20 protein-coding genes and 2 pseudogenes are annotated in these 20,270 nt (G+C 59.0%); 10 read left to right on the plus strand and 12 right to left on the minus strand.

Annotation, left to right across the window (positions count from 1 at the left end):
* Positions 1-3: 3 nt before the first annotated feature.
* Positions 4-471 carry an Lrp/AsnC family transcriptional regulator gene (locus U5L73_RS03920; protein ID WP_322561131.1) on the minus strand — a complete coding sequence of 156 codons (468 nt, stop codon included), beginning with the start codon at positions 469-471 and terminating at the stop codon, positions 4-6.
* 205 nt (positions 472-676) lie between these two features.
* Here U5L73_RS03920 and U5L73_RS03925 point away from each other — a divergent pair, with 205 nt between their 5' ends.
* From U5L73_RS03925 to mmuM, 4 genes are all read left to right on the plus strand, one after another.
* Positions 677-1,462, plus strand: a complete 786-nt coding sequence (locus U5L73_RS03925) for a transporter substrate-binding domain-containing protein (protein WP_322561132.1) — start codon at positions 677-679, stop codon at positions 1,460-1,462.
* Between the two features lie 56 nt (positions 1,463-1,518).
* Entirely contained in the window at positions 1,519-2,199 is a 681-nt protein-coding gene (locus U5L73_RS03930) for an ABC transporter permease subunit (RefSeq protein WP_322561133.1), read from the plus strand.
* A gap of 2 nt (positions 2,200-2,201) precedes the next feature.
* Positions 2,202-2,897 (plus strand): ABC transporter permease subunit, encoded by a 696-nt coding sequence (locus tag U5L73_RS03935; protein WP_322561134.1) that lies wholly within the window; start codon positions 2,202-2,204, stop codon positions 2,895-2,897.
* Positions 2,898-2,985: 88 nt separating this feature from the next.
* The gene (gene mmuM / locus U5L73_RS03940; protein ID WP_322561135.1) at positions 2,986-3,930 is read left to right on the plus strand and encodes a homocysteine S-methyltransferase; all 945 of its coding nucleotides are present in this window, start codon (positions 2,986-2,988) and stop codon (positions 3,928-3,930) included.
* 89 nt (positions 3,931-4,019) lie between these two features.
* Here the strand turns inward: mmuM and U5L73_RS03945 are convergent, their stop codons facing one another.
* The 5 genes from U5L73_RS03945 to U5L73_RS03965 form a co-directional block, all read right to left on the minus strand.
* Positions 4,020-4,505 (minus strand): c-type cytochrome, encoded by a 486-nt coding sequence (locus tag U5L73_RS03945; protein ID WP_322561136.1) that lies wholly within the window; start codon positions 4,503-4,505, stop codon positions 4,020-4,022.
* Positions 4,506-4,869: 364 nt separating this feature from the next.
* Positions 4,870-5,229 carry a hypothetical protein gene (locus U5L73_RS03950; RefSeq protein WP_322561137.1) on the minus strand — a complete coding sequence of 120 codons (360 nt, stop codon included), beginning with the start codon at positions 5,227-5,229 and terminating at the stop codon, positions 4,870-4,872.
* A gap of 764 nt (positions 5,230-5,993) precedes the next feature.
* Positions 5,994-6,383 (minus strand): MAPEG family protein, encoded by a 390-nt coding sequence (locus U5L73_RS03955; RefSeq protein ID WP_322561138.1) that lies wholly within the window; start codon positions 6,381-6,383, stop codon positions 5,994-5,996.
* A 13-nt stretch (positions 6,384-6,396) separates the two neighbouring features.
* A complete protein-coding gene (locus tag U5L73_RS03960; RefSeq protein WP_322561139.1) occupies positions 6,397-6,810 on the minus strand; it encodes an SRPBCC family protein in 414 nt (137 codons plus the stop codon).
* Between the two features lie 83 nt (positions 6,811-6,893).
* On the minus strand, positions 6,894-7,247 hold the full coding sequence (locus U5L73_RS03965) for a YciI family protein (protein WP_322561140.1): 354 nt from the start codon (positions 7,245-7,247) through the stop codon (positions 6,894-6,896).
* A 143-nt stretch (positions 7,248-7,390) separates the two neighbouring features.
* On the opposite strand from U5L73_RS03965, the gene U5L73_RS03970 reads away from it, so the two are divergent.
* Entirely contained in the window at positions 7,391-8,344 is a 954-nt protein-coding gene (locus U5L73_RS03970) for a LysR family transcriptional regulator (protein WP_322561141.1), read from the plus strand.
* Positions 8,345-8,682: 338 nt separating this feature from the next.
* The gene (locus U5L73_RS03975) at positions 8,683-9,261 is read left to right on the plus strand and encodes a PEP-CTERM sorting domain-containing protein (protein ID WP_322561142.1); all 579 of its coding nucleotides are present in this window, start codon (positions 8,683-8,685) and stop codon (positions 9,259-9,261) included.
* A 287-nt stretch (positions 9,262-9,548) separates the two neighbouring features.
* Here U5L73_RS03975 and U5L73_RS03980 read toward each other — a convergent pair whose 3' ends face one another.
* From U5L73_RS03980 to U5L73_RS03995, 4 genes are all read right to left on the minus strand, one after another.
* A complete protein-coding gene (locus tag U5L73_RS03980) occupies positions 9,549-11,792 on the minus strand; it encodes a malate synthase G (protein ID WP_322561143.1) in 2,244 nt (747 codons plus the stop codon).
* A gap of 236 nt (positions 11,793-12,028) precedes the next feature.
* Complete coding sequence (locus U5L73_RS03985; RefSeq protein WP_322561144.1) at positions 12,029-12,547, minus strand: YqhA family protein; 519 nt, start codon at positions 12,545-12,547, stop codon at positions 12,029-12,031.
* Positions 12,548-12,596: 49 nt separating this feature from the next.
* The gene (gene nhaA, locus U5L73_RS03990; RefSeq protein ID WP_322561145.1) at positions 12,597-13,847 is read right to left on the minus strand and encodes a Na+/H+ antiporter NhaA; all 1,251 of its coding nucleotides are present in this window, start codon (positions 13,845-13,847) and stop codon (positions 12,597-12,599) included.
* Positions 13,848-13,861: 14 nt separating this feature from the next.
* Complete coding sequence (locus U5L73_RS03995) at positions 13,862-14,818, minus strand: calcium/sodium antiporter (protein WP_322561146.1); 957 nt, start codon at positions 14,816-14,818, stop codon at positions 13,862-13,864.
* 261 nt (positions 14,819-15,079) lie between these two features.
* Between U5L73_RS03995 and U5L73_RS04000 the strand changes: the two are divergent.
* The 4 genes and pseudogenes from U5L73_RS04000 to U5L73_RS04010 form a co-directional block, all read left to right on the plus strand.
* Positions 15,080-15,913: pseudogene (locus tag U5L73_RS04000) on the plus strand (SdiA-regulated domain-containing protein); the annotation flags it as partial.
* 75 nt (positions 15,914-15,988) lie between these two features.
* Positions 15,989-16,072: pseudogene (locus tag U5L73_RS17275) on the plus strand (PEP-CTERM sorting domain-containing protein); the annotation flags it as partial.
* 148 nt (positions 16,073-16,220) lie between these two features.
* Positions 16,221-17,417 carry a CaiB/BaiF CoA-transferase family protein gene (locus U5L73_RS04005; protein ID WP_322561148.1) on the plus strand — a complete coding sequence of 399 codons (1,197 nt, stop codon included), beginning with the start codon at positions 16,221-16,223 and terminating at the stop codon, positions 17,415-17,417.
* A gap of 142 nt (positions 17,418-17,559) precedes the next feature.
* Positions 17,560-18,495 carry a LysR family transcriptional regulator gene (locus U5L73_RS04010; protein WP_322561149.1) on the plus strand — a complete coding sequence of 312 codons (936 nt, stop codon included), beginning with the start codon at positions 17,560-17,562 and terminating at the stop codon, positions 18,493-18,495.
* A 124-nt stretch (positions 18,496-18,619) separates the two neighbouring features.
* On the opposite strand, the gene U5L73_RS04015 is transcribed toward U5L73_RS04010, so the two are convergent.
* Together U5L73_RS04015 and U5L73_RS04020 are read right to left on the minus strand one after the other, a co-directional pair.
* Positions 18,620-18,916, minus strand: a complete 297-nt coding sequence (locus U5L73_RS04015; protein WP_322561150.1) for a hypothetical protein — start codon at positions 18,914-18,916, stop codon at positions 18,620-18,622.
* A 109-nt stretch (positions 18,917-19,025) separates the two neighbouring features.
* Positions 19,026-20,252, minus strand: a complete 1,227-nt coding sequence (locus U5L73_RS04020) for a DUF1501 domain-containing protein (protein WP_322561151.1) — start codon at positions 20,250-20,252, stop codon at positions 19,026-19,028.
* Positions 20,253-20,270: the final 18 nt, after the last annotated feature.

Raw genomic sequence — 20,270 nt, forward strand, 5'->3', positions numbered from 1 at the left:
GTCTTATTCGTCCACCGGCACGTACAGGTCTGACTTCATCGCATCAATCACCACATTGGTGGTCATGCGGATCACCTGGGGCACCTCGGCCATGAGTCGGGCGGAGAGGGCGTCGTATTCCTTCACGCTTTTGCTCAGGATGACCATCACCAGATCAACGGCACCGGTTACGTAAAAAAGCTGCTGCACTTCAGGCTCTTTTTGCACCCATACGCGGATGCGGGGCAGGGCTTCGTAGTTATCCTTGAGCTCAATGCCAGCGATGAACTGCATGCGTTGGCCCACCACCTGCGGGTCCACGATGGCCACCTCGGCCGTGATGACCTTTTCTGCCCGCAACCGGCGCAGGCGCCGCTGCACCGCGGACGCAGACAGGCCCACGGCCTCGGCAATCACTTCTGCATTGACCTGGCAATCGCGTTGCACGAATTCCAGAATTTTCCGGTCAAAAGGGTCCAGAGACGTTTCCATCCAGAGATTGTAGGGAAATGCCTGCAATTGGCATGGCCGGCATTTGGGTGGTGCGGCGTGCCGCTTGGCCGCGCCAAAGCTGGGAATTGCGCCGCTCGGCGTTATTTCTTTGGGCGAAACTTCAGGTTCCTTTGCGTCTTGAAAACGCAGTGTTGCTTGAACTAAGCGGCGTCCTCCGGTGGGCGCCCGGATGGAGATACAAAGAATGAAGCGTCAGTTTGTGAAAGCGTTGTTGGGCGGCCTGTTCTTGGTTGCTGGCGTTGCCTATGCCCAGGATGTGGTGCGTATCGGCACTCTGTCCGACTACCCTCCGTTTGAGTACAAGGATGCCTCCGGCCAGCTCAAGGGTATGGAAATTGAGTTGGGCAACGCGATGTGCAAGCACATGCAAGCCAAGTGCGAATACGTCACCATGGACTTTGATGCGCTGATCCCTGCGCTCAAGGCTAAGAAGATCGACGCGGTGCTTGCCCAGATGTCTATCACCGCCGAGCGCCAAAAAGTGGTGGACTTCACTGATCTGTTCACCCTGGCACCCGTGCAATACGTGGCCAAAGTGGGCTCCGGAATCAGCGAAGACCCTGCCACCCTGCGCGGCAAGACGGTGGGCGTGTACAGCGGCTCCAACAGCGAGACTTACTTCAAGAAACGCCTGCCCAAGGGCAAGTCCGGCATCGCCACCAAGTCTTACCCCAATCAGGACGCGATCTGGCTGGACCTGGAAGCCGGCCGCCTGACCACCACCCTGACCGACACCACCGTGGCCTACGAGTGGCTGCAAAAAACCGGCAAAGCCAAGGGCTTCGACTTCGCCGGCAAGCCGGTGAACGACGTGGAAATCTTCGGCGAGGGCACTGGCATTGCGGTGCGCAAGGGCGACGCCCTGAAGGCCCGCTTCAACGCCGCCATTAAAAAGGTGCTGACCGATGGCACTTTTGCTGCCGAGAATAAAAAGGTGTTCCCGTTTAGCATTGCGCCTGCCAGCAAGTAATTGACAGGCCGCCTTCCGCCCCGTGCGGGCGGTGGCCGCGCTTTTCCGGAGTCGAGATGGATGTTTTGCAGGCCTACACGGGCCAGCTGCTGCAAGGTGCGCTGATGACCGTGCAACTGGCCTGCGCCGCCTTGGTGTGCGGGCTGGCGTTGGGCTTGCTGCTGGCGGCTTGCCAGCTCAGCCGCCACGCCTTGCTGCGCCGTCCGGTTGCAGTGATCACCGGCGTGCTGCGCGGAGTGCCCGAGTTTCTGGTGGTGCTGGTGTGCTACTTCGGGCTGTCCAACCTCATCAACAACCACTTTGATGGCGCGTTCGACATCAGCCCCTTTTTTGCGGGCGTAGTGTCTCTGGCGCTGGTGCTGGGGGCCTATTCCTCTGAAGTGTTTCGCGGCAGCTTTGTGGCGCTGGAGCGCGGGCAGCTGGAAGCGGCGCGCTCGCTGGGCCTGGGCCCAACGCAGACCTTCTTTATGGTGCGTTTGCCACAGGCGTGGCGCATCGCGATTCCCAGTCTGGGCAACCTTTGGCAATCGCTGCTCAAAGACACTTCGCTGGTGTCTGTGGTCGGCTTGGAAGACTTGCTCAAAAAGTCCAACATGGCGGCGCAGGCATCCCGCGAGCCGTTTATGTTTTTGATGGTGGCAGCTGTCATGTATTTTTGTTTGCTGGCCCTGTCTGACCCGCTGATTACTGCGCTGGAGCGGCGGGCTCAGCGCCCTTACCGGCCCTCTCGCAGCTAGCCATGGACGCATGGTTCACTGACACCCTCGTCCTGCTGCAGGACAACCGCGCCGAATTGTGGGAAGGCCTAGTCGTTACCTTGCAGCTGTGGGCGGCCGCTGGCGCCGCCGGTTTGGTACTCGCGCTTGGCTTGGCGCTGGGTGCCACGCATGGCGGGGCGCTGGTGCGGCGACTGGTGCGCATCTACGGTGCGGCTCTGCGGGGCACACCGCTGTTGGTGCAGATGTTTCTGCTGTACTACGGACTCAGCCAGTTTGAGTGGGTGCGAGCCTCCGTTGCATGGGTCGTACTGGAAGATGCGTTTTACTGCGGGCTCATCGCCTTGACGCTCAATATTGCCGCCTACATGGCCGAGGACATCCGCGCTGGCATTCTGGCCATTCCCGCTGGCCAAACCGAGGCGGCCCGAGCCTTTGGAATGCCGGGCGGCACTTTGCTGTGCCGTATCGTGCTGCCGCAGGCTTTGCGCATTGCGACTCCCGCTTTGGGTAACGAAGTGGTGTCCTTGCTCAAAGCCACGGCGCTGGTGAGCACCATCACGGTGTTTGATCTGACCGGCGTTGCACGCCGCCTGTCTAATGAGTCGTACACCACGGACGCGCTGGTGCTGGCTGGCGTGGTCTATGGCGTGCTGACCCTGCTGATTTCAGCAGGTGTGCATTTTCTGGAGCGACGCCGCAAAAGCCACGTGGCCTGAGCTGCTTGTCTGCACAGAGGCTAGGCAAATTGCCGCCGCCGCGCGGGCGCTTTGTCTATGCTCATCCTCGAATTTTTGAATGGCCCCCATGATGCTGAACCCCTTGGATAGTTTTCTCGCCCACGACCGCCTGATGGTGCTGGATGGCGCTCTGGCCACCGAGTTGGAGCGCCGTGGCGCCAACTTGAACGACGCACTGTGGTCTGCCAAGTTGTTGATCGAGCAGCCCGAGCTCATTCGCGCGGTGCATGCGGACTACTTTGAGGCTGGTGCCGATGTGGCCACGACCGCCAGCTATCAGGCCACCTTTGAAGCCTTTACCCGCCGTGGCATGAGCCGGGCGGAGGCTGCTGATTTGATGCGCCTCTCCGTCACCCTGGCTATTGAGGCGCGTGACGCCTTCTGGGCGGAGCCTGCCAACCGTGTGGGCCGCCTGCGTCCGCTGGTGGCAGCGTCGGTAGGCCCGTATGGCGCCATGCTGGCTGATGGCTCGGAGTACCGCGGCAACTACGGCCTCGGCCGTGCCGCGCTGGCTGACTTCCACCGCGAGCGCATGCAAGTGCTGGCGACTTCGGGCGCTGACCTGCTGGCCTGCGAGACCATTCCTTGCTTGGACGAAGCCTTGGCGATTGCCGATGTACTGGCCGAGCAAAACACCATCAGCGCGTGGATCAGCTTCTCCTGCAAGGATGGCGAGCGCAACGTGCAGGGCGAGCGCTTGGCGGATTGCGTGGCTGCACTAGAGGCTTATCCGCACATCGTGGCAATCGGCGTGAACTGCACTGCGCCTGAGTATGTGGCCAGCTTGGTGGAGCAGGCTAAAACCCGCACCACCAAGCCGGTGCTGGTCTATCCGAACTCGGGTGAACATTACGACGCCGAAGGCAAGGTCTGGTCCGGCGCCTGCAACCCAGCGGATGCTTACGCAGAGATGGCCGCGCGTTGGCAAGCTAAAGGGGCCCGCATGATTGGCGGCTGCTGCCGCACGGGCCCGGACGATATCCGCGCGGTACGCCACATGGCTGCAGCTTGATGTGTTGAGGTATGAAATGGGCCTCTAGCGCCCATGGAATATGCGCAGATAGCTACTAAAAACGTAGCAGTTTTGGTTTTTGCTGCAGTTCACTGCGCTGCCGGTGGCAGCGACATCACCCACTGCGCCATCTGCCGCGCTTGCGCTTCGCTGAGCTGCGGGTGCCGAGGCATCAGGGCCCGGCCCCATTCTCCGGAACCGCCGTTGCGTATCTTGCCAACCAGGTAATCCACTGCATCCGCACGGCCTTGGTAGCGGGCAGCCACTTGATTGAAGGCGGGGCCGACATAGCGCCGGTCTACCCCGTGGCAGCGCATACAGTTGGACGCGTTGACAGCAGCTTGGCCCAGCGCCAGTGAAGCAGCGGGGGTAGCCGGTGATGTTGGCGACTCCACACCGCTGGCGCTTTTTGCAGGTACAGCGGCACTTTGTATCGTTCCGCCTTCGCTGTTGTCGGCCTGCAGCGTGCGCCAGCCCACTGTCAGCATGCCCGCGACGACTAAGAGCACCGCTACGATAAGTGCCGCCGCAAGCCAACGTGGCCGCTGAGGTGGGGTGTCGTCTTCCGGGTGCATGTTCTGGGTCTCTGTTAGTGAGGACCCCGAGTGTCGCGCGAAAGCCATCGCATTGTTGGGAGCAGGCTTTTGGGGACCCGGTTCCGCAATCTTGAGTAGTTCGCCTCTAGCGGGGATTCAAATCCGAGAAGTTACTTAGGGAATTCTTCATGGTGTCGATCCAGTCCGGTTGTGGCTTGGGTGTATCGCGAGAGGCAAATTTAAGTACGGCATTGACAACCAGAAAGGCCAAAGTCCAAATCATCGCAGCCACGCCAAGCACGAATTCGAACGAAACAGTGTGGTTCCATATTCGGGCAATACCCAAGAAAGAGCAAAAGAGCCAGATGCTATTGGATAGGGAAACACATGCGGCCACAGTGAGTCACTCTTGACGGCTCCATTGAGAAACAGGGCGTGCGCGACCAAGTATTGGGAACACCGTTTTGTGTAATGCCACTGCGTTAAGTGTGAGCAAAGCAACCAGCAAAAGTTTTGCCAATAGCTTTTCATTGTTCAAATAGTGAGGGCTGGCCTGAGTGCCGATGTAAACGATCAAGCCGCCCGTGAGGTAAAGCAGCACAAGTGCCAAGGAGATGATCGTGGTTTCAAGCCGTTCAGGCTTGGGTATGACTACCCGGTAGCCGATAACCTTGGCAATCAGACGTAAGTCTGTCAGCACTATCGTGCCAATCGCTGCGCAGGTAGCAATGAGATGGAGAAAAATCAACAGAGTTTTAAACATGGTGTGACAGCATCAAGTGAAAACGGTGTGATCCGAAGGCCTTCATTGCTATAGCAGTGCATGCCTTGGGTCATTTTTTTGGACGGAATATATCTGAATCAAGCGACGATTTTCACCAGCGCCGCCAACCAATGCGTTCTCGCAACCGAACCGACGGCATCGTGTTCAGTGCTGTAGAAAATATTTCATCCGATGTATTTGGGGCTGCAAGTTCAATGCCAGAACCTCGGAGCGAGGTACTGTGCCCGAGCTATGTGGAGGGTACTTGACTACGTTTGTACTAAAAGTTCGTAGGTGCTACCCGGCGAATATTTCTGATCCGCAAATGACGCGAGTCGATATCTTGCTTTATGCCGGCTGAGTGTCTCGGCCATGATTGAGTGATGGCGAGTAGCTATTGAATATGTAGTAACTTTCGCAGTTTCTCGGGCCGCAGCTTGCGCAGTCGCCTTCAGCTTCAAGCGCCATTCATACAACGGCGCAGTGCTATGCCAACTAAGCTGCACCGGGCCGTTGAGCACCAACTTAGTCTTTGCCCGGTACGCCGCACCTTTGAAGTTCCCCACCATGGGGGTGCAGTGCCCGTCGCCGACGTTTTGCTTCTCCACCTTGGCGACCATGCGCTATGTGGTTTCGTTAACTTGGGTTTTTGTTCTGTTTGGGGTAGTCGTCACCGGGATCTGCAGCAGGTTGTCGAAGACGCCTTGATTTGTGGGCCGCAGACTTTTTGGCATCGAGTCCGTGAATCAAATGGTGATGCAAAGTCAGCGAAAAACCATCCACAACCCGCAGACCGCTTCGATACTTATCACCCCGATGGTGAGCGCCATACCCAAGCTGCGGCTCCAGGCCGCATGATTCGTCAGCAAACTCGCTGCATGGATGACTCGGCCCACCAGCAAGGCGACCCCGAAAACCATCACCCACACGCGATCCAGACCACTGAATTCCAGCAGCGCCATCAGCAGCAAAGCCATCGGCGCTGTTTCGGCAAAGTTGCCGTGCGCACGGATGCGGCGCAGCAGAGGGTCGTCACCTCCGTCCAAGAAGTAAACGCCCGCGTTCAGCCGGCGGCGGATCACCAATACAGTCAGCAGACACTGCATTAATGCGCAGCACGCTGCAAAAAACAAGGTCACGGCAACGGAATTCATGGGCGCCTTGTTTTTAAGCTGCCTCTGCCGTGCGTTTAAGGCCAGCGAGCGCAGCAGGCAGGGTCTTCTTCATGCCTGAGCCGATCAAGCGACTCCAAAGAGGTGCAAGAAAGCCTGAAAACGTGGTGCGATGCGTTGCGACGGTGCTGGCGCCTTGCGCCTGCAACTCATAGTCGAATTGCATCATCCCCAAGGGCAATTTGCATTCCATGCGTACGCTTTTGCCCTGAACCACCTCGATAAACCGCAGTGCAGACTTGGGCCCACTGTGGGGCGATACCTCGCCCACCGCACCCGAAACTAAGGGGCCACCCAAGCTAGCCGCTTTTAAATCAGGGTCCCAAACGGGCCAGCCCGCGACATTGGCATAAAGGGCGAACACAGTGGTTGCCGGGGCATTGATGGTGATGCTTGCTTCGAATTGCATGGCTCTGGCGCTTTCTTTGTTGAGGGAGGAGGGTTGGGGCAGTGGGTTGTTCATCGTATCTGGCGTTGATGAAATGCTCGAATTCACACGGGTGAGTACGCCACTTGGCGTACTTCCAGCGCGCCAAACTGGGCGGCTGGGCATTTGGCCGCCCAGCCTGTGGCCTCTGGTTCGCCGGGAACGTCGATCAGGTAGTAGCCGCCGATTTGTGTGTCGCCTTTCAGAGCGAAGCCCTCTTCTGTTTTGATCCGGCCTTTTTCTGCAAACACCCGCTGGGCGGATTCTGGTGGAGCAAGCTGGCCAGCGGCGATCAGCACGCCAGCTTGGATCAGTTGCTGGTTGTAAGCCATCATGGCTTGCATCATTTGTTGCATGGCCGAATCTGGTACGTCGGTCAGGGCGGCGGGATGCATTTGGCACAAAAGGAGGTATTTCATGGTCAGTTTCTTTCAAAAATCAGCCCGAAATTGGGCATGGGTGAACTCTAAAAGTCGCCAAAGTGTTGTGCAACTGACCTAATGCTTCATAAATACCAAACTAAAACTTTGCAATATGCACTTGGTGGCTGAGAATTCCGGGCATGCAAAGTCTTCGAGGCATTCTTAACTTCACCCGCACCGCCGAGCTCGGCAGCTTTGCCAAAGCGGCGAAGGATCTCGGTATTTCCGCAGTAGCCGTCAGCCAAAACATCAGCCGCTTGGAAGCTGCCCTGGGGGTGCGCCTGCTCGCGCGGAGCACCCGTGCCTTGCAGCTCACACCGGAAGGCCAAGCTTTTCTGGAGCAGTGCCGCCTTCCACTCGCGCAGCTCGATGCGGCCTGTAAAGAAGTCGCCAGCGATGCGCGCAGTGCCAGCGGTAAGTTGCGAGCCACCGTGATTTCGCCGGTCGCTTATCTGTACCTGATCCCGCTCTTGCCCAAGTTTCTGCAGCGCTATCCCGGCATCACGCTGGAGCTGGAGTTGAGCGAAGACAGCAGCCCTTTGATAAATAAGCGTTTTGATGTCGGCATTCGGGTGGGCGCCCTGAACGATGCAGCATTTGTGGCGCGGCCGCTTGGGCCGCTGCGGTTGCTTTTGTGCGCATCGCCTGCGTATTTGGCGCAAGCGGGTCTACCGCAGAGCTTGGAGGATTTGGAAAAGCACCAAACGCTGCTGATGCAGATCACCGGGCGGGAGCAGACCACGCCCTTTATCGTTCAAACCCGTGGCGGCGACGCCGGTGCAGGAGCACGCAGCATGCGGTTTCTACAGTTGCCAGGGCACTTCATTTGCAATGATTTTCGAAGTCTGGCGCAGGCTTGTAGCGGTGGCTTGGGAATTGCCCAACTGCCCCAGCCACTGGCGCTACCCATGCTGCGCAACGGACAGCTCAAAGTGCTTTTGCCCGATAGCGTGGCTGAGAACATTCAACTCTTCATTCACTACCCCACTCGCAAACAATTGCCCGCGCGGGTGCGTGCTTTTGTCGACTTTGTGATTGAGCATTTCGCTGGACATCCGGATTTGACGGCGGATATCTCCGCATTTGTTGCCTAGCTCCGTCGTGCCGATGGTGCATAAAAGCAGGCAATTGCCCCAGTACATAGTGCGCGAGCAGCTCCTAAATTGATAGTGAGCTGCCCGCCTTGACTGCTTACGCGGCCGCCTTCACCGTCAAGCACCAAGCATGCAGCAGTGGCTCGGTGTGGCCGCTAGGCCGTGTGCAGGAAGGTTCCTGCCGTTTGGGGCCGCGTGACTACACCGTGGTGGGTAGTCCATACGGGCCATTGATATGTAAACAAGAGTAAGTAAAGTGCGCCAGTCGGTATGTGGAGTTCACCTTGTCCTGTGTTGCTTCGTCTTACCCACTCGAAACTGTCTACCCAGGAGAAATTATGAACACACTCAAGTCCAGCCTTTGCGCGCTGTCCCTCGTCGCCCTGTCTGCTGCCGCCGGCGCGACGACTTTTGAAGTCAAAGCTTTGGAAAACAGCACTAGCGGTGGCGTCGGTGTTGCTACGCTGGCGTTAACAGCTGGTCAGCAATTCTCGGTGTCGGTCGCAGCAGAGGACCTTTGGAACGCTGGTTCGCTGCCCCGCTGGTCCAACGCCAATGGTCTCACCACTGGTGTTTTTTATACACCTGGTACCGACTCCCAAGTCCCGGTTTACGCCACCGGTACACAAATCGGAAACAATTTCGGAGCCTATAGCCAAAACGGCCTGACCGCTGCCTACGGTACCTTGGTTGGTCAATTCGGTGCTGGCTCTTTCTTCGCCATTGGTACGTCCTACACCGGAGTAGCTACCAGCACTAACACCCTCAAGCTGTTCTACTTCGACTCCAACAACGGCGACAACTCAGGCAGCGTGATGGCTAACGTCACCGCAGTACCCGAGCCCGAGACTTACGCCCTTTTGTTGGCTGGTCTGGGTGTCATCGGAGCCGTGGCGCGGCGTCGCAAATCTGCGTGAGCTTGAGCCGCGTTTCTTAAAAAGTGAACTTGGGAGCTTCGGCTCCCATTTTTTTGTCCATACGGCGGACAAATCGGACAAGTCGTTTACTTTCTACAACTTAGGCTCGGGATTCTTGATCTAAATAGGGATGACAAACCCATGATCATCACCGCGGCATAGGCCATCAAAAGCAAGCGGCACCCAAAGGTGCCGCTTGCTTTTTTGATGCCAAATGGGCATCTGGCGCTCATAGAATCTGCGCGAGCAGCTCCTAAATTGATAGTGAGCTGCCCGCCTTGGGCGGTTTAAGCAGCCGCCTTCACCTTCAAGCGCCAAGCATGCAGCAGTGGCTCGGTGTAGCCGCTGGGCTGCTCTTTGCCTTTGAAGACGAGATCGCAAGCTGCCTTGTAGGCCGCGCCCGTGAAGTTCCCCACCATGGGGGTGTACAGCTTGTCCCCCGCGTTCTGCTTGTCCACCTTGGCGGCCATGCGCTGGAAGGTTTCTTCCACCTGTGCCTTGGTCACCACGCCGTGGTGCAACCAGTTGGCCATGTGCTGGCTGCTGATGCGCAGGGTGGCGCGGTCTTCCATGAGGCCGATGTCGTTGATGTCGGGCACCTTGGAGCAGCCCACGCCTTGGTCCACCCAGCGCACCACGTAGCCCAGGATGCCCTGGGCGTTGTTATCCAGCTCGGCTTGCTTCTCGGCGTCTGTCCAGTTGGGCGTGGACGTCACGGGGATCTGCAACAGGTTATCCAGAATGCCGTCACGGGCTTTCTCGTAGTTGGTCTTTTCCAGTTCCTTTTGCACGTCGCTGACCAGCAACTGGTGGTAGTGCAGGGCATGCAGGGTGGCGCCAGTGGGGCTGGGTACCCAGGCGGTGTTGGCACCGGCCTTGGGGTGAGCAATCTTTTGCTCCATCATCGCCTTCATCAGGTCGGGCATGGCCCACATGCCCTTGCCGATTTGCGCCTTGCCGCGCAAGCCGCTGGACAGGCCCACCAACACGTTGTTTTTCTCGTACGCGGCAATCCATGCGCTGCTCTTCATGTCCGCCTTGCGGATCATGGGGCCGGCCTGCATGGCGGTGTGCATCTCGTCGCCGGTGCGGTCCAGGAAGCCGGTGTTGATGAACGCCACGCGGCTCTGCGCCGCAGCAATGCAAGCCTTCAGGTTCACGCTGGTGCGGCGCTCTTCGTCCATGATGCCCAGCTTCACGGTGCTGTCTGGTAGGCCCAGCATCTGTTCCACGCGGGTGAACAGCTCGGCGGCAAATGCCACTTCGGCAGGGCCGTGCATCTTGGGTTTGACGATGTAGACCGAACCTTTGCGCGAGTTGCGGATAGCGTCTTTCTTGGTCTTCTTGAGGTCATGCAGGGCGATGGTGGTGGTGACCACCGCGTCCATGATGCCTTCGGGGATTTCTTTTGTCGTGCCGTCGGCTGCGGTGTAGGTGATGGCCGGGTTGGTCATCAGGTGGCCCACATTGCGCACAAACATCAGGCTGCGGCCATGCAGCTTGACTTCCTTCTTGCCGTCGGGCGCGGTGTACACGCGGTCGCCGTTGAGGTCACGGGTCAGCGTCTTGCCACCCTTCTCAAAGCTCTCGACCAAAGTACCTTGCAGGATGCCCAGCCAGTTGCCATAGGCCAGCACTTTGTCTTCGGCGTCCACCACGGCCACGGAGTCTTCCAGGTCCAAGATGGTGGAGAGGGCGGCTTCCAGCACCAGGTCACTCACGCCAGCGGCGTCTGATTTGCCGATGGGCGTGGCGCGGTTGATGATGATGTCTAGGTGCAAGCCGTTGTGCTGCAGCAGCACGGATGCAGGATCTTTGGCAGTGCCTTGGAAGCCGATGAACTGGGCCTTGTCGGCTAGCTTGCTTGTCGTGCCGTCTTTGAGGGTGACGACCAGGTCACCGCCCTTGATGGCGTAGCCGGTGGAGCCCACGTGCGAGCCTTTCTTGAGCGGTGCGCAGCGGTCCAGCACGTGGCGCGCGTACTCAATGACCTTTTTGCCACGCTTGGGGTTATAACCCTTGGGGCCGACCTTCTCGCAACCTTTGTCTTCGCTGATGACGTCGGTGCCATACAGCGCGTCGTACAAGGAACCCCAGCGAGCATTAGCGGCGTTCAGCGCGTAGCGGGCGTTGAGCACGGGCACCACCAACTGCGGGCCGGCTTGCGTGGCCAGCTCGGCGTCCACGTTTTTGGTGGTGATCTTTACCTTCTTGGGGCTCTCGACCAGGTAGCCGATCTTTTCCAGAAATGCCTTGTAATTCGTCATATCCGAAGGTTTCGAAGGATCACCTGCGGTGATGGGGCCGGGGTTGGCCTTGTGCCAGGTGTCCAGCTCGCTTTGCAGGCGGTCGCGCTCTGCCAGCAGCGCGATGTTCTTGGGGGCCAAGTCGGCCACGATGGCGTCAAACCCTTTCCAGAAAGCCTCGGGCGCAATGCCGGTGCCTGGCAGCACTTTGTCCTGAATGAACTGGTGCAGGCTAGTCGCGATTTGTAGGCGGTGCTCAGCAGTGCGAGGGGTAGTGGAAGTCATGGTGGGCCTTTCAGAAGAAGGGGCGTTCAACAAGGTGAAAACGGATCGCGTGAAGGGCAATGCCCTCAGGCTATGGAGGTACTGTATTCCATACTTTGCAAATCACTATATGGAAGAACATCAATCGATTTGTGACTTTTAGGTGCGCAATGAGCCCCGGTGGGCCTCGTGCACCCCTGCGCCACCGAGCGGCTGCTACCCGTCAGTCGAAGGCCTCAGCCTTGGCTGCCCGGCAACTAGTGCTTGTCGCGGGTCATGCGTTCGGCAAACGAAATCCCCATCGCGGAGAGCACGAAAGTGAAATGGATGACCGCCACCATGGTCACGACTTTGATGCTCTCGAGGCTCAAGTCACTGCTCAAATACGTCTTGAGTGCATGCACCCCCGAAATGGAGATGATGGCGAACGCCAGCTTGAGTTTGAGGTTGTAGGTGTTGACATGGTCGAGCCAGTCCGGCTTTTTGATGTCCACTTTGTCGAAGTGCCCCGTCGTCACAAACAAAGACACACCCGCCAGTGCAACCACCCACACTAGCTGGGCCACCATCGTCATGTCAACGAGCTCCAGCACCTTAATGATGAGATCGATTTTTGCGAGCTCGCCAAAAAGCAGGGTCTGCATAAGCTTGTAGCTTTCCAGCAGAAACTTGCCCAATATGCCGATGATGATGAACACCAGCCCGACATAAAAGAACAACATGCTGAATCGCATGCCGTAGAGCAGGGTGCCTACTTTAGAGAGCGCTTTTTCCATCGTCCAATAGCTTTCGCAATGCGGTTGTCAACAACAAAGGCCATAGCCCTCAGTGTTGGTTTTTGCCGTAGGTCTCGTATTCGGGCTCAGCCCCAATAAAGGGTCGAGTCTGGTCGTCCATCGTTGAGTTGGTGACGGTGCCTGCTTGAGGCAGTGCACGCGACAGAATCAACAGCCCCGCCACCGCTGAGAAGATGGACCCGACATACACACCCAAGCGCACCGGTGTGGCCAAGGCAGGGTCTGTGAAAGCCAGTGCGCCTACAAACAAACTCATGGTGAAGCCCACACCTGCAATACATCCAACGCCTGCGAGTTGTAGCCAGGTGCCGGGCTTGTTGGCTTTCAAGAGCAGGGCACCGATGAAGGTCATCAGTACGATGCCGATAGGCTTACCCAGCGCCAAGCCCAGCGCGGACCCCAGCGTGATGGGGTGCAGCAGGTAGTCCCCTGCGCCGTCCAGGCTGATGCCAGCATTGGCAAAAGCGAACACGGGCATCACGCCAAACAAAATCCATGGTCTGAAGTTGTGTTCAGCCTCATGCAAGGGGCTGTGCCCATCGCTGGCTTTAAGTGGCACGCACGCTGCCACGATGACGCCGCCAATCGTCGGGCTGATGCCCGAGCGGTACATCACAACCCACAAGGCGATCCCGACCAGGATGTAGAGGCTGACAGATGCCACTTTGAGCCGGTTCATCACCACCAAAAGCGCACTCACGCCGGCTGCCATGAGCAGGTAGTCGGTCAACACCTGTTCGGTGTAGAAAAACGCCACGATCAGGATGGCACCAAGGTCGTCCACCACCGCAACCGCCAGCAAAAAAGCTTTGAGTGCAACCGGCACACGGTTGCCCAACAGCGACAACACCCCCAGTGCGAACGCAATATCCGTGGCAGCCGGAATGGCCCAGCCTTTGCCAAAGCCTGCACTACCTGCCAAGGCTACAAACAACAGGGCTGGTATTGCCATGCCGCCAGCGGCTGCCAACACGGGCAGTAGTGCTGCCTTAGGGTTGGAGAGTTGGCCCTCCAGCATTTCGCGCTTGAGCTCCAGCCCTACAAAGAAAAAGAACAACGCCATCAGTGCGTTTTTGATCCAGTAGGCCACCTTCATCTCGATACCGCCCCCGGTAGGGCCGATGCTGAACGAAGTGGCTAAAACTGATTGGTACGCCGGGCCCCAAGGGGAGTTGACCACCACCATGGCCAAGGCCGCGACAAAAACCAGCAGGGCGCCGGGTACCGCTTCTTGGGGCAAAAAACCTAAAACTTTGGGCGAAGGGGTCGTAGCAGACATCGGTAAGCGTGCTCTCAGGCAATAGAAATCAGATAGCCGGTGTAAGCGCAATACGACGCGAGAAGCACGCCGCCTTCCCAGCGCTGCAGCGTTGCACCAGAGCGGGCAAAGAAGACCAGCAGACCCGTCGCAACCAACATGACCCAAATGTCAAAGTGAGCAATTTGAGCAGGCATGTCGATCGGCTGAATGATCGAGGTGCTTCCCAAGATAAACAGTACGTTGAAGATGTTGGACCCGACGATGTTGCCGTAGGCCACATCCGCATGCTTGCGCAAAGCCGCCATCACCGAGGTCACCAATTCCGGCATGGAGGTGCCCACCGCCACAATGGTCAGCCCGATGATGGTGTCTGACACGCCCAGCGTTTTGGCAAGCGAGATAGAGCCATCCACCAGAAAACGGGCACCAAAAATCGTGATAGCAATGCCGCCCACCGCCATGGCGAGCGATAGCGTGAGCTGTCGAGGTCCCTTGGGGGCGTCTTCGGCGCGGTGCTCTGCAACCGTGGCGGCTTCATCTGGTGCCCGTTTTTCCTGCACGTACACAAACACCACGTAGGACACCAAGCTCACAAGAAAGCCAATGCCGAGCAGCATGCTCATGCGCCCGTACAACACAACGCCCATACATGCCAAAGCGGCAGCCGACAGCATGATGGCGTCGCGTCTGAAGCCTCTGGGGTTCACCGCCATCGGGTAGATGATGGCGGACACCCCCAGAATGAACAGGATGTTGGCGATGTTCGAACCCACCACATTGCCTACGGCAATGCCCGCTGAGCCATTGAGTGCGGCCGTCACACTGGTGACCAGCTCAGGGGTGGAGGTGCCAAACCCCACCAGGGTCAGCCCGATCAGCAACGGCGATACGCCCAGTGCGGTGGCAGACGCCACAGCGCCGCGCACTAGCAACTCTCCGCCCACCACCAGCAAAACCAAACCGATGCCTATTGATATCCAGATGTCCATGCGATAGCGCTCCCGTTGATAGGCAAATTCATTGTTTGTTGATCGCAGAGTATGCCGCCGAACTGCGAAAACACCTCGGTGAAATGTATCTTCTCCACTCTTTTTGGATTGTCTTTGGGCGCACTTGGATAGCCCGTGCGGGCAGCGGGTGTCTCGCATACACACGGCTGTCACATAGCCCTTCTATTCTGAGCGGGATCTCCGTAGACAAGGGTTCTACCGCGCTGGCGGTACCCCATATTCCTTGAAAGGTACTTCCGCATGTATGTAAAAACCGCCATCTCCGCCTTGGTTTTGACGTTGGCATCGTTGTCCGCGCAGGCTCAGGCATTCAGCCTCAATCACTACACGGTGCAAAACACCTACGGGCTGGATCTGAGTGTGGGCCCTGTTTCAGGCTTGGAAGGGTCCGCCATCACATACGCGCAAGACCGCGGTAGCCTGTTTTACATCGGCGACGAAGGCCAAGGGGTGATCGAAATTTCACGCACCGGCGCGGCACTGGGCGCTATGGCTTTTACCGGTTGGGGGGCTTACAGCACGGGCGTGAATGGCCGCAATCCCGGCAACGACTCGGAAGGCTTGACCTACTTGGGCGGAGGCGTGCTGGCAGTCGCCGAGGAGCGCCTGCAGAACATCTACAAATTCAGCTACACCGCTGGTGGCTCTGTGAATTTGGGCGCGATGCCTTTTGCGTCCGTAGGCCCCACGATAGGGAATGTGGGTATCGAGGGTTTGAGCTATGACGCCCGCAACGGAAATTTCATTACTGCCAAACAAGACAACCCTGCCACGCTGAGCATTTTCAACAGTTTGCCTTTCTCAACTGCAGCGGGCCCCGATGCGGTCGCGACAGCCACATTCAGTGGTACCAACAGCTTGTTTGGACTGACCCAGTTGTCTGACGTGCAGGCGCTGTCCATTCTGGGTAGCGACAATTTGTTGGTGCTGAGCACAGGTACCGGAAATGGAGACTCCCGTGAGCTTATCGAGATCACCCGCAGCGGGACCGTGGTCAGTCGCTTAGATCTTAGCCATATCGCACCGCGCAACGCCATCGAAGGTGTGACGATTGATGAGCGCGGCACCATTTACTTATTGGCTGAGCAAGACCAACTCAGTGGCGCAGCGGCTGGCGCCAAATCGCAGCTGATTGTGTTGGCGGCCCCGGTGCCGGAGCCGGAAACTTATGCCCTGCTTTTGGCCGGCTTAGGTCTCATGGGGACGGTTGCTCGCCGTAAACGGGCAGCGTAAGCCCGCAGCGCTGGATAGTCGGCCTGCAGTGGGCCGGCGCTGCTGTTGATAATTGACGTAAAGTTTATGGCCTGTTCGGTTCCGTTGAGGGACCGCGCAGGCCTGCTTGTTGGTGCTCTCTCCAGACAAGTGCTATCGACCGTATTCCATGACCCAAGCCACTCCCACCACATCTTCTTTGCCGCTCGCAGGCATCCGCGTCGTTGAATTCACCCACATGGTCATGGGGCCCACTTGCGGCATGACGCTGGGCGATCTGGGTGCAGATGTCATCAAGGTCGAGCCACTGGCGGGCGACAGCACCCGCAAATTGCTGGGCAGTGGCGCCGGCTTTTACCCGCTGTTCAACCGCAACAAGAAGAGCATTGCGGTGGACCTCAAAAGTCCGCAGGGCCGCGAGATCGTGCTCAAGCTGATCGCCACGGCCGACATCGTCAGCGAGAACTTCAAAACCGAGACCATGCAGAAGCTCGGCTTGGACTACGCGTCTTTGAGCAAGCTGGACCCGCGCCTGATCTACGTGAGCCACAAAGGCTTTCTCCCCGGCCCCTACGACCATCGCACCGCGCTGGACGAGGTGGTGCAAATGATGGGCGGCCTGGCCTACATGACCGGCCGCCCGGGCGACCCGCTGCGCGCAGGCTCCAGTGTGAACGACATCATGGGCGGCATCTTCGGTGCCGTGGGCGCCATGGCGGCACTCATGCAACGCCAGCAAACCGGCAAGGGCCAAGAGGTGCAAAGCGCGCTGTTTGAGAACAACATCTTCTTGGTGGCCCAGCACATGATGCAGTTCGCCGTGACCGGCAAGGCCGCAGCTCCCATGCCCGAGCGCATCTCGCCATGGGGCATTTACGACGTGTTCAGCGTCAAGAACAACGAGCAGATTTTTTTGGCCGTGGTGGGCGATGGGCAGTGGAAAACCTTTTGCGAAGCCTTTGGCTACGCCGACCTGTTTGCTGACCCGCGTGTTGCCACCAACAACGACCGCGTACTGGCCCGCGGCTGGCTCATCCCTGAGTTGCGCACCCGTTTGGCGCAGTTCAGCCGGGCTGAACTCTCGCAGCGTTTTGAGCAGGTGGGCCTGCCCTTTGCACCCATCACCGACCCGCAGCATTTGTTTGACGACCCGCACTTGCAAGCCACGGGCGGGCTGGCCCCCATGGAGCTGCCCGACGGCCGTCAGACGAAAGTGCCTTTGTTGCCCTTAACGCTAGGTGGTGAGCGCCTGGGCTTGCGCCTGGACCCGCCCAAGCTAGGCGAGCACACCGACGCGCTGCTGCAAAGTCTGGGCTACACCGCAGACGATGTGGCTGCACTGCATACGCAAGGCGTGGTGCTATGAAAAATATAGCTGCTTGCGCATATCTGACGTGCGCTGGAGGCCTAAACGGCAGTGCGGTCTGCTCCGTGTCCCCCGCCCGCTTCGCGGGCTCCTCCTTGACCCACGCAGACCGCACTGCCGTTCAGACCTCCCGGGGTTAGCCATGGACAAACTCAAGCAACTCGAATCCTTCGTCTCCGTCGCCACCCGCGGCAGCTTGACTGCCGCTGCTAATGCCGAGGGCGTGGCTCCTGCCATCATGGGTCGTCGACTTGATGCGCTGGAAGAGCGCCTGGGCGTGAAGCTGCTGATCCGTACCACCCGTCGTATCACTTTCACGCACGAGGGCAGTGCGTTTTTGGAAGACTGCCAGCGCATCATTGCCGACGTGACCAATGCCGAGGCCAGCGTGAGCGCCGGGGGCGTCAAGGCAGCGGGCCATTTGCGCATTACGGCGCCGGCGGGCTTTGGCCGACGCCATGTGGCGCCGCTGGTGCCCAAGTTCCGTGAGCTGCACCCCGACGTGACGATATCGCTCAACCTCAGCGACCGCGTGGTGGACATTGCGGGCGAGGGCTTTGACTGTGCGGTGCGTGTGGGCGACATGCCTGATTCGTCCCTGGTGAGCGTGCGCATGGCTGACAACCGGCGCCTGTGCGTGGCCACGCCGGCCTACCTCAAGCGCTACGGCACGCCCAAAACACCCGCCGACTTGAGCCGCTTTCATTGCCTCACGTTGTCCAGCGACGCATCCCAAACCCGGGGCTGGGCGTTCAAGCTGCCCGGGGCCAAAGGTGAGCGCTCAGACGCGGGCGAGGTGATCTACCTCAAACCCGCCGGCCCGCTGGACTGCAGCGACGGGCAGGTGCTGCACGACTGGTGCCTGGGTGGCTACGGCATCGCATGGCGCAGCACCTGGGAGGTGGAGAACGAAATCGCCGCAGGTCGATTGGTCGCAGTGCTGGAAGACTATGCCGCTCCGCCCAACGGCATTTACGCCGTCTTCCCCCAGCGCAAACACATGCCCCTGCGGGTGCGCTTGTGGGTCGACTTCATCAAGGAGAGCTACAGCGCGCTAGGGTATTGGAACAAGGCTTAAAAGAGATTGATTTGCTACTGAATTAATAGCTGCTTGCGCATATTTCAAAAGCGCTAGAGGCCTAAATGAGCAAAAGCCGGTCTACCTGAGTAGAGCCGGCTTTTTCATGGACGAGACGGGCGGATTACTGGGCGTCGTCTTCCGAAGGCACGTCAAACGGATCGTCCAGGCTGTCGCTTTCCATCATGGCGATCTCGGCGCACTGCACGCCATTGAGCTGGTGGCGGTAAGCCAGAAAAGCGTGGCGGGCGTTGGCTTCGTCGTCGCCTTCGTCATCGGCTGCAGCGGCGGCCAAGTGGTGTTTGGCGGCGGCCTGGAAGTGGTGGGCAGCCATGCGGTGGTAGTCGCCGATGGTCTCAAAGTCTTCGTCCACCAGATCGTCTGCCAAGGTGTCGGCCACGGGGGAAGTGTCTTGGGTCATTCAGGGCTCGCTTATTCATGAAACACGGCAACATGCCGCCTGCACAGATTGCGCCCTCACCGTGAACCCTGTGTGACAGGCGCGTGAGTCTTTTGCGACGAGCTGCCTTTTAGATCAGACCCCAGTCGCGCGCGCCCTTGAACCCGGGGAACACTGTTTTCAGCTGGCTGTCGCTCAGGCCCCACTGGCGTTTAAATATGCCGCCCAATACGCTGCGGTACTCGTTCAGCACCGGGTAGTCGCGGTTCTGGAACAGGGTGGCCGCCGTCATCTGCACCTGCTCGCCCACTACCTGCTTACCACGCACCGCGCCACCCAGCACCCACATCACGCTGCCGTGGCCGTGATCGGTGCCGCGGTTGCCGTTCTGGCGGAAGGTGCGGCCGAACTCGCTCATGACCACCACCACGGTGTTACGCCATGCGCTGCCCATCTCCTGTGAAAAAGCGGCCAAGCCCTGGCCCAGCTCGTCCAAGCGGCTGGCCAGATAGCCGGTGGCGCCGCCTTGGGCGACGTGGGTGTCCCAGCCACCTACATCCACAAAGCCCAGCGCGTATTGCTCGCGCATCAGGCGGGCGATGCGGCGGGCGTCCAGCTCAAAGCCTTTGGCAGTGATGGCGCCGCGGCTGGCGGCATCCATCTCGGCCGACATTTCGCGCATCACTTGGTCGCGCACCGCAAAGCCGCTTTGCACCGTGCCCTCCAGGGCAGTGCCTTGATACATGGCGGCAATGATGCGGCTCTGGCGCGTGTCCACCGACGGTTTGGTCAGGTTGCGTAAGCTGGTGTTGGGAACACGCAGCTCGCCTTGCAGTGCAATTGGCAGTTGGTCGGTAAACGCCATGGGGGCGGCGCTGGTGGCAGGGGCGCGCCCTTGGAGCTGGGTGGCCAGCCGGTTCAGAAAGCCCGAGCCATAGGCGGTGCTGCTATGGTTTTGCTGGCCTAGCTCGATGCTGTCTTGCGTTTCGAAGTGGCTGCGCGACAGGTTGTCGGTGCCGCTGTAAGGCACAAAGGCGAGTTCACCTTGTTGGTAGAGCGGGTAGAGGGTGTCCCGCAGGGCGGGGTGTAGCCCCCAGTCGGCGGTGAGGGGCAGGGCGCTGGTCAAGTCGGCGTCGGGTTTGGCAATGGCGATGTCCGGTCGTGCCTCGTAATAGAAGCTGCTGCTCACTGGGGGAAGCAAGCTGGCGGCATCCATGCCGCCGCGCAAAAACACCATCAAAAACCGGGGTGCCCCCGTGGCCGGACCTGTGGCCGCGTGGAGTTGTACGCCGGGTAGGCCCAGGGCCGCTGCCGCACCAGTGTGCAGTGCGGTGTGCAGAAAGTGACGTCGTTGCATGGTGTGGATTCCTGTGGC

The organism is Rhodoferax sp. (assembly GCF_034520025.1).
Lineage (GTDB): Bacteria > Pseudomonadota > Gammaproteobacteria > Burkholderiales > Burkholderiaceae_C > Allorhodoferax.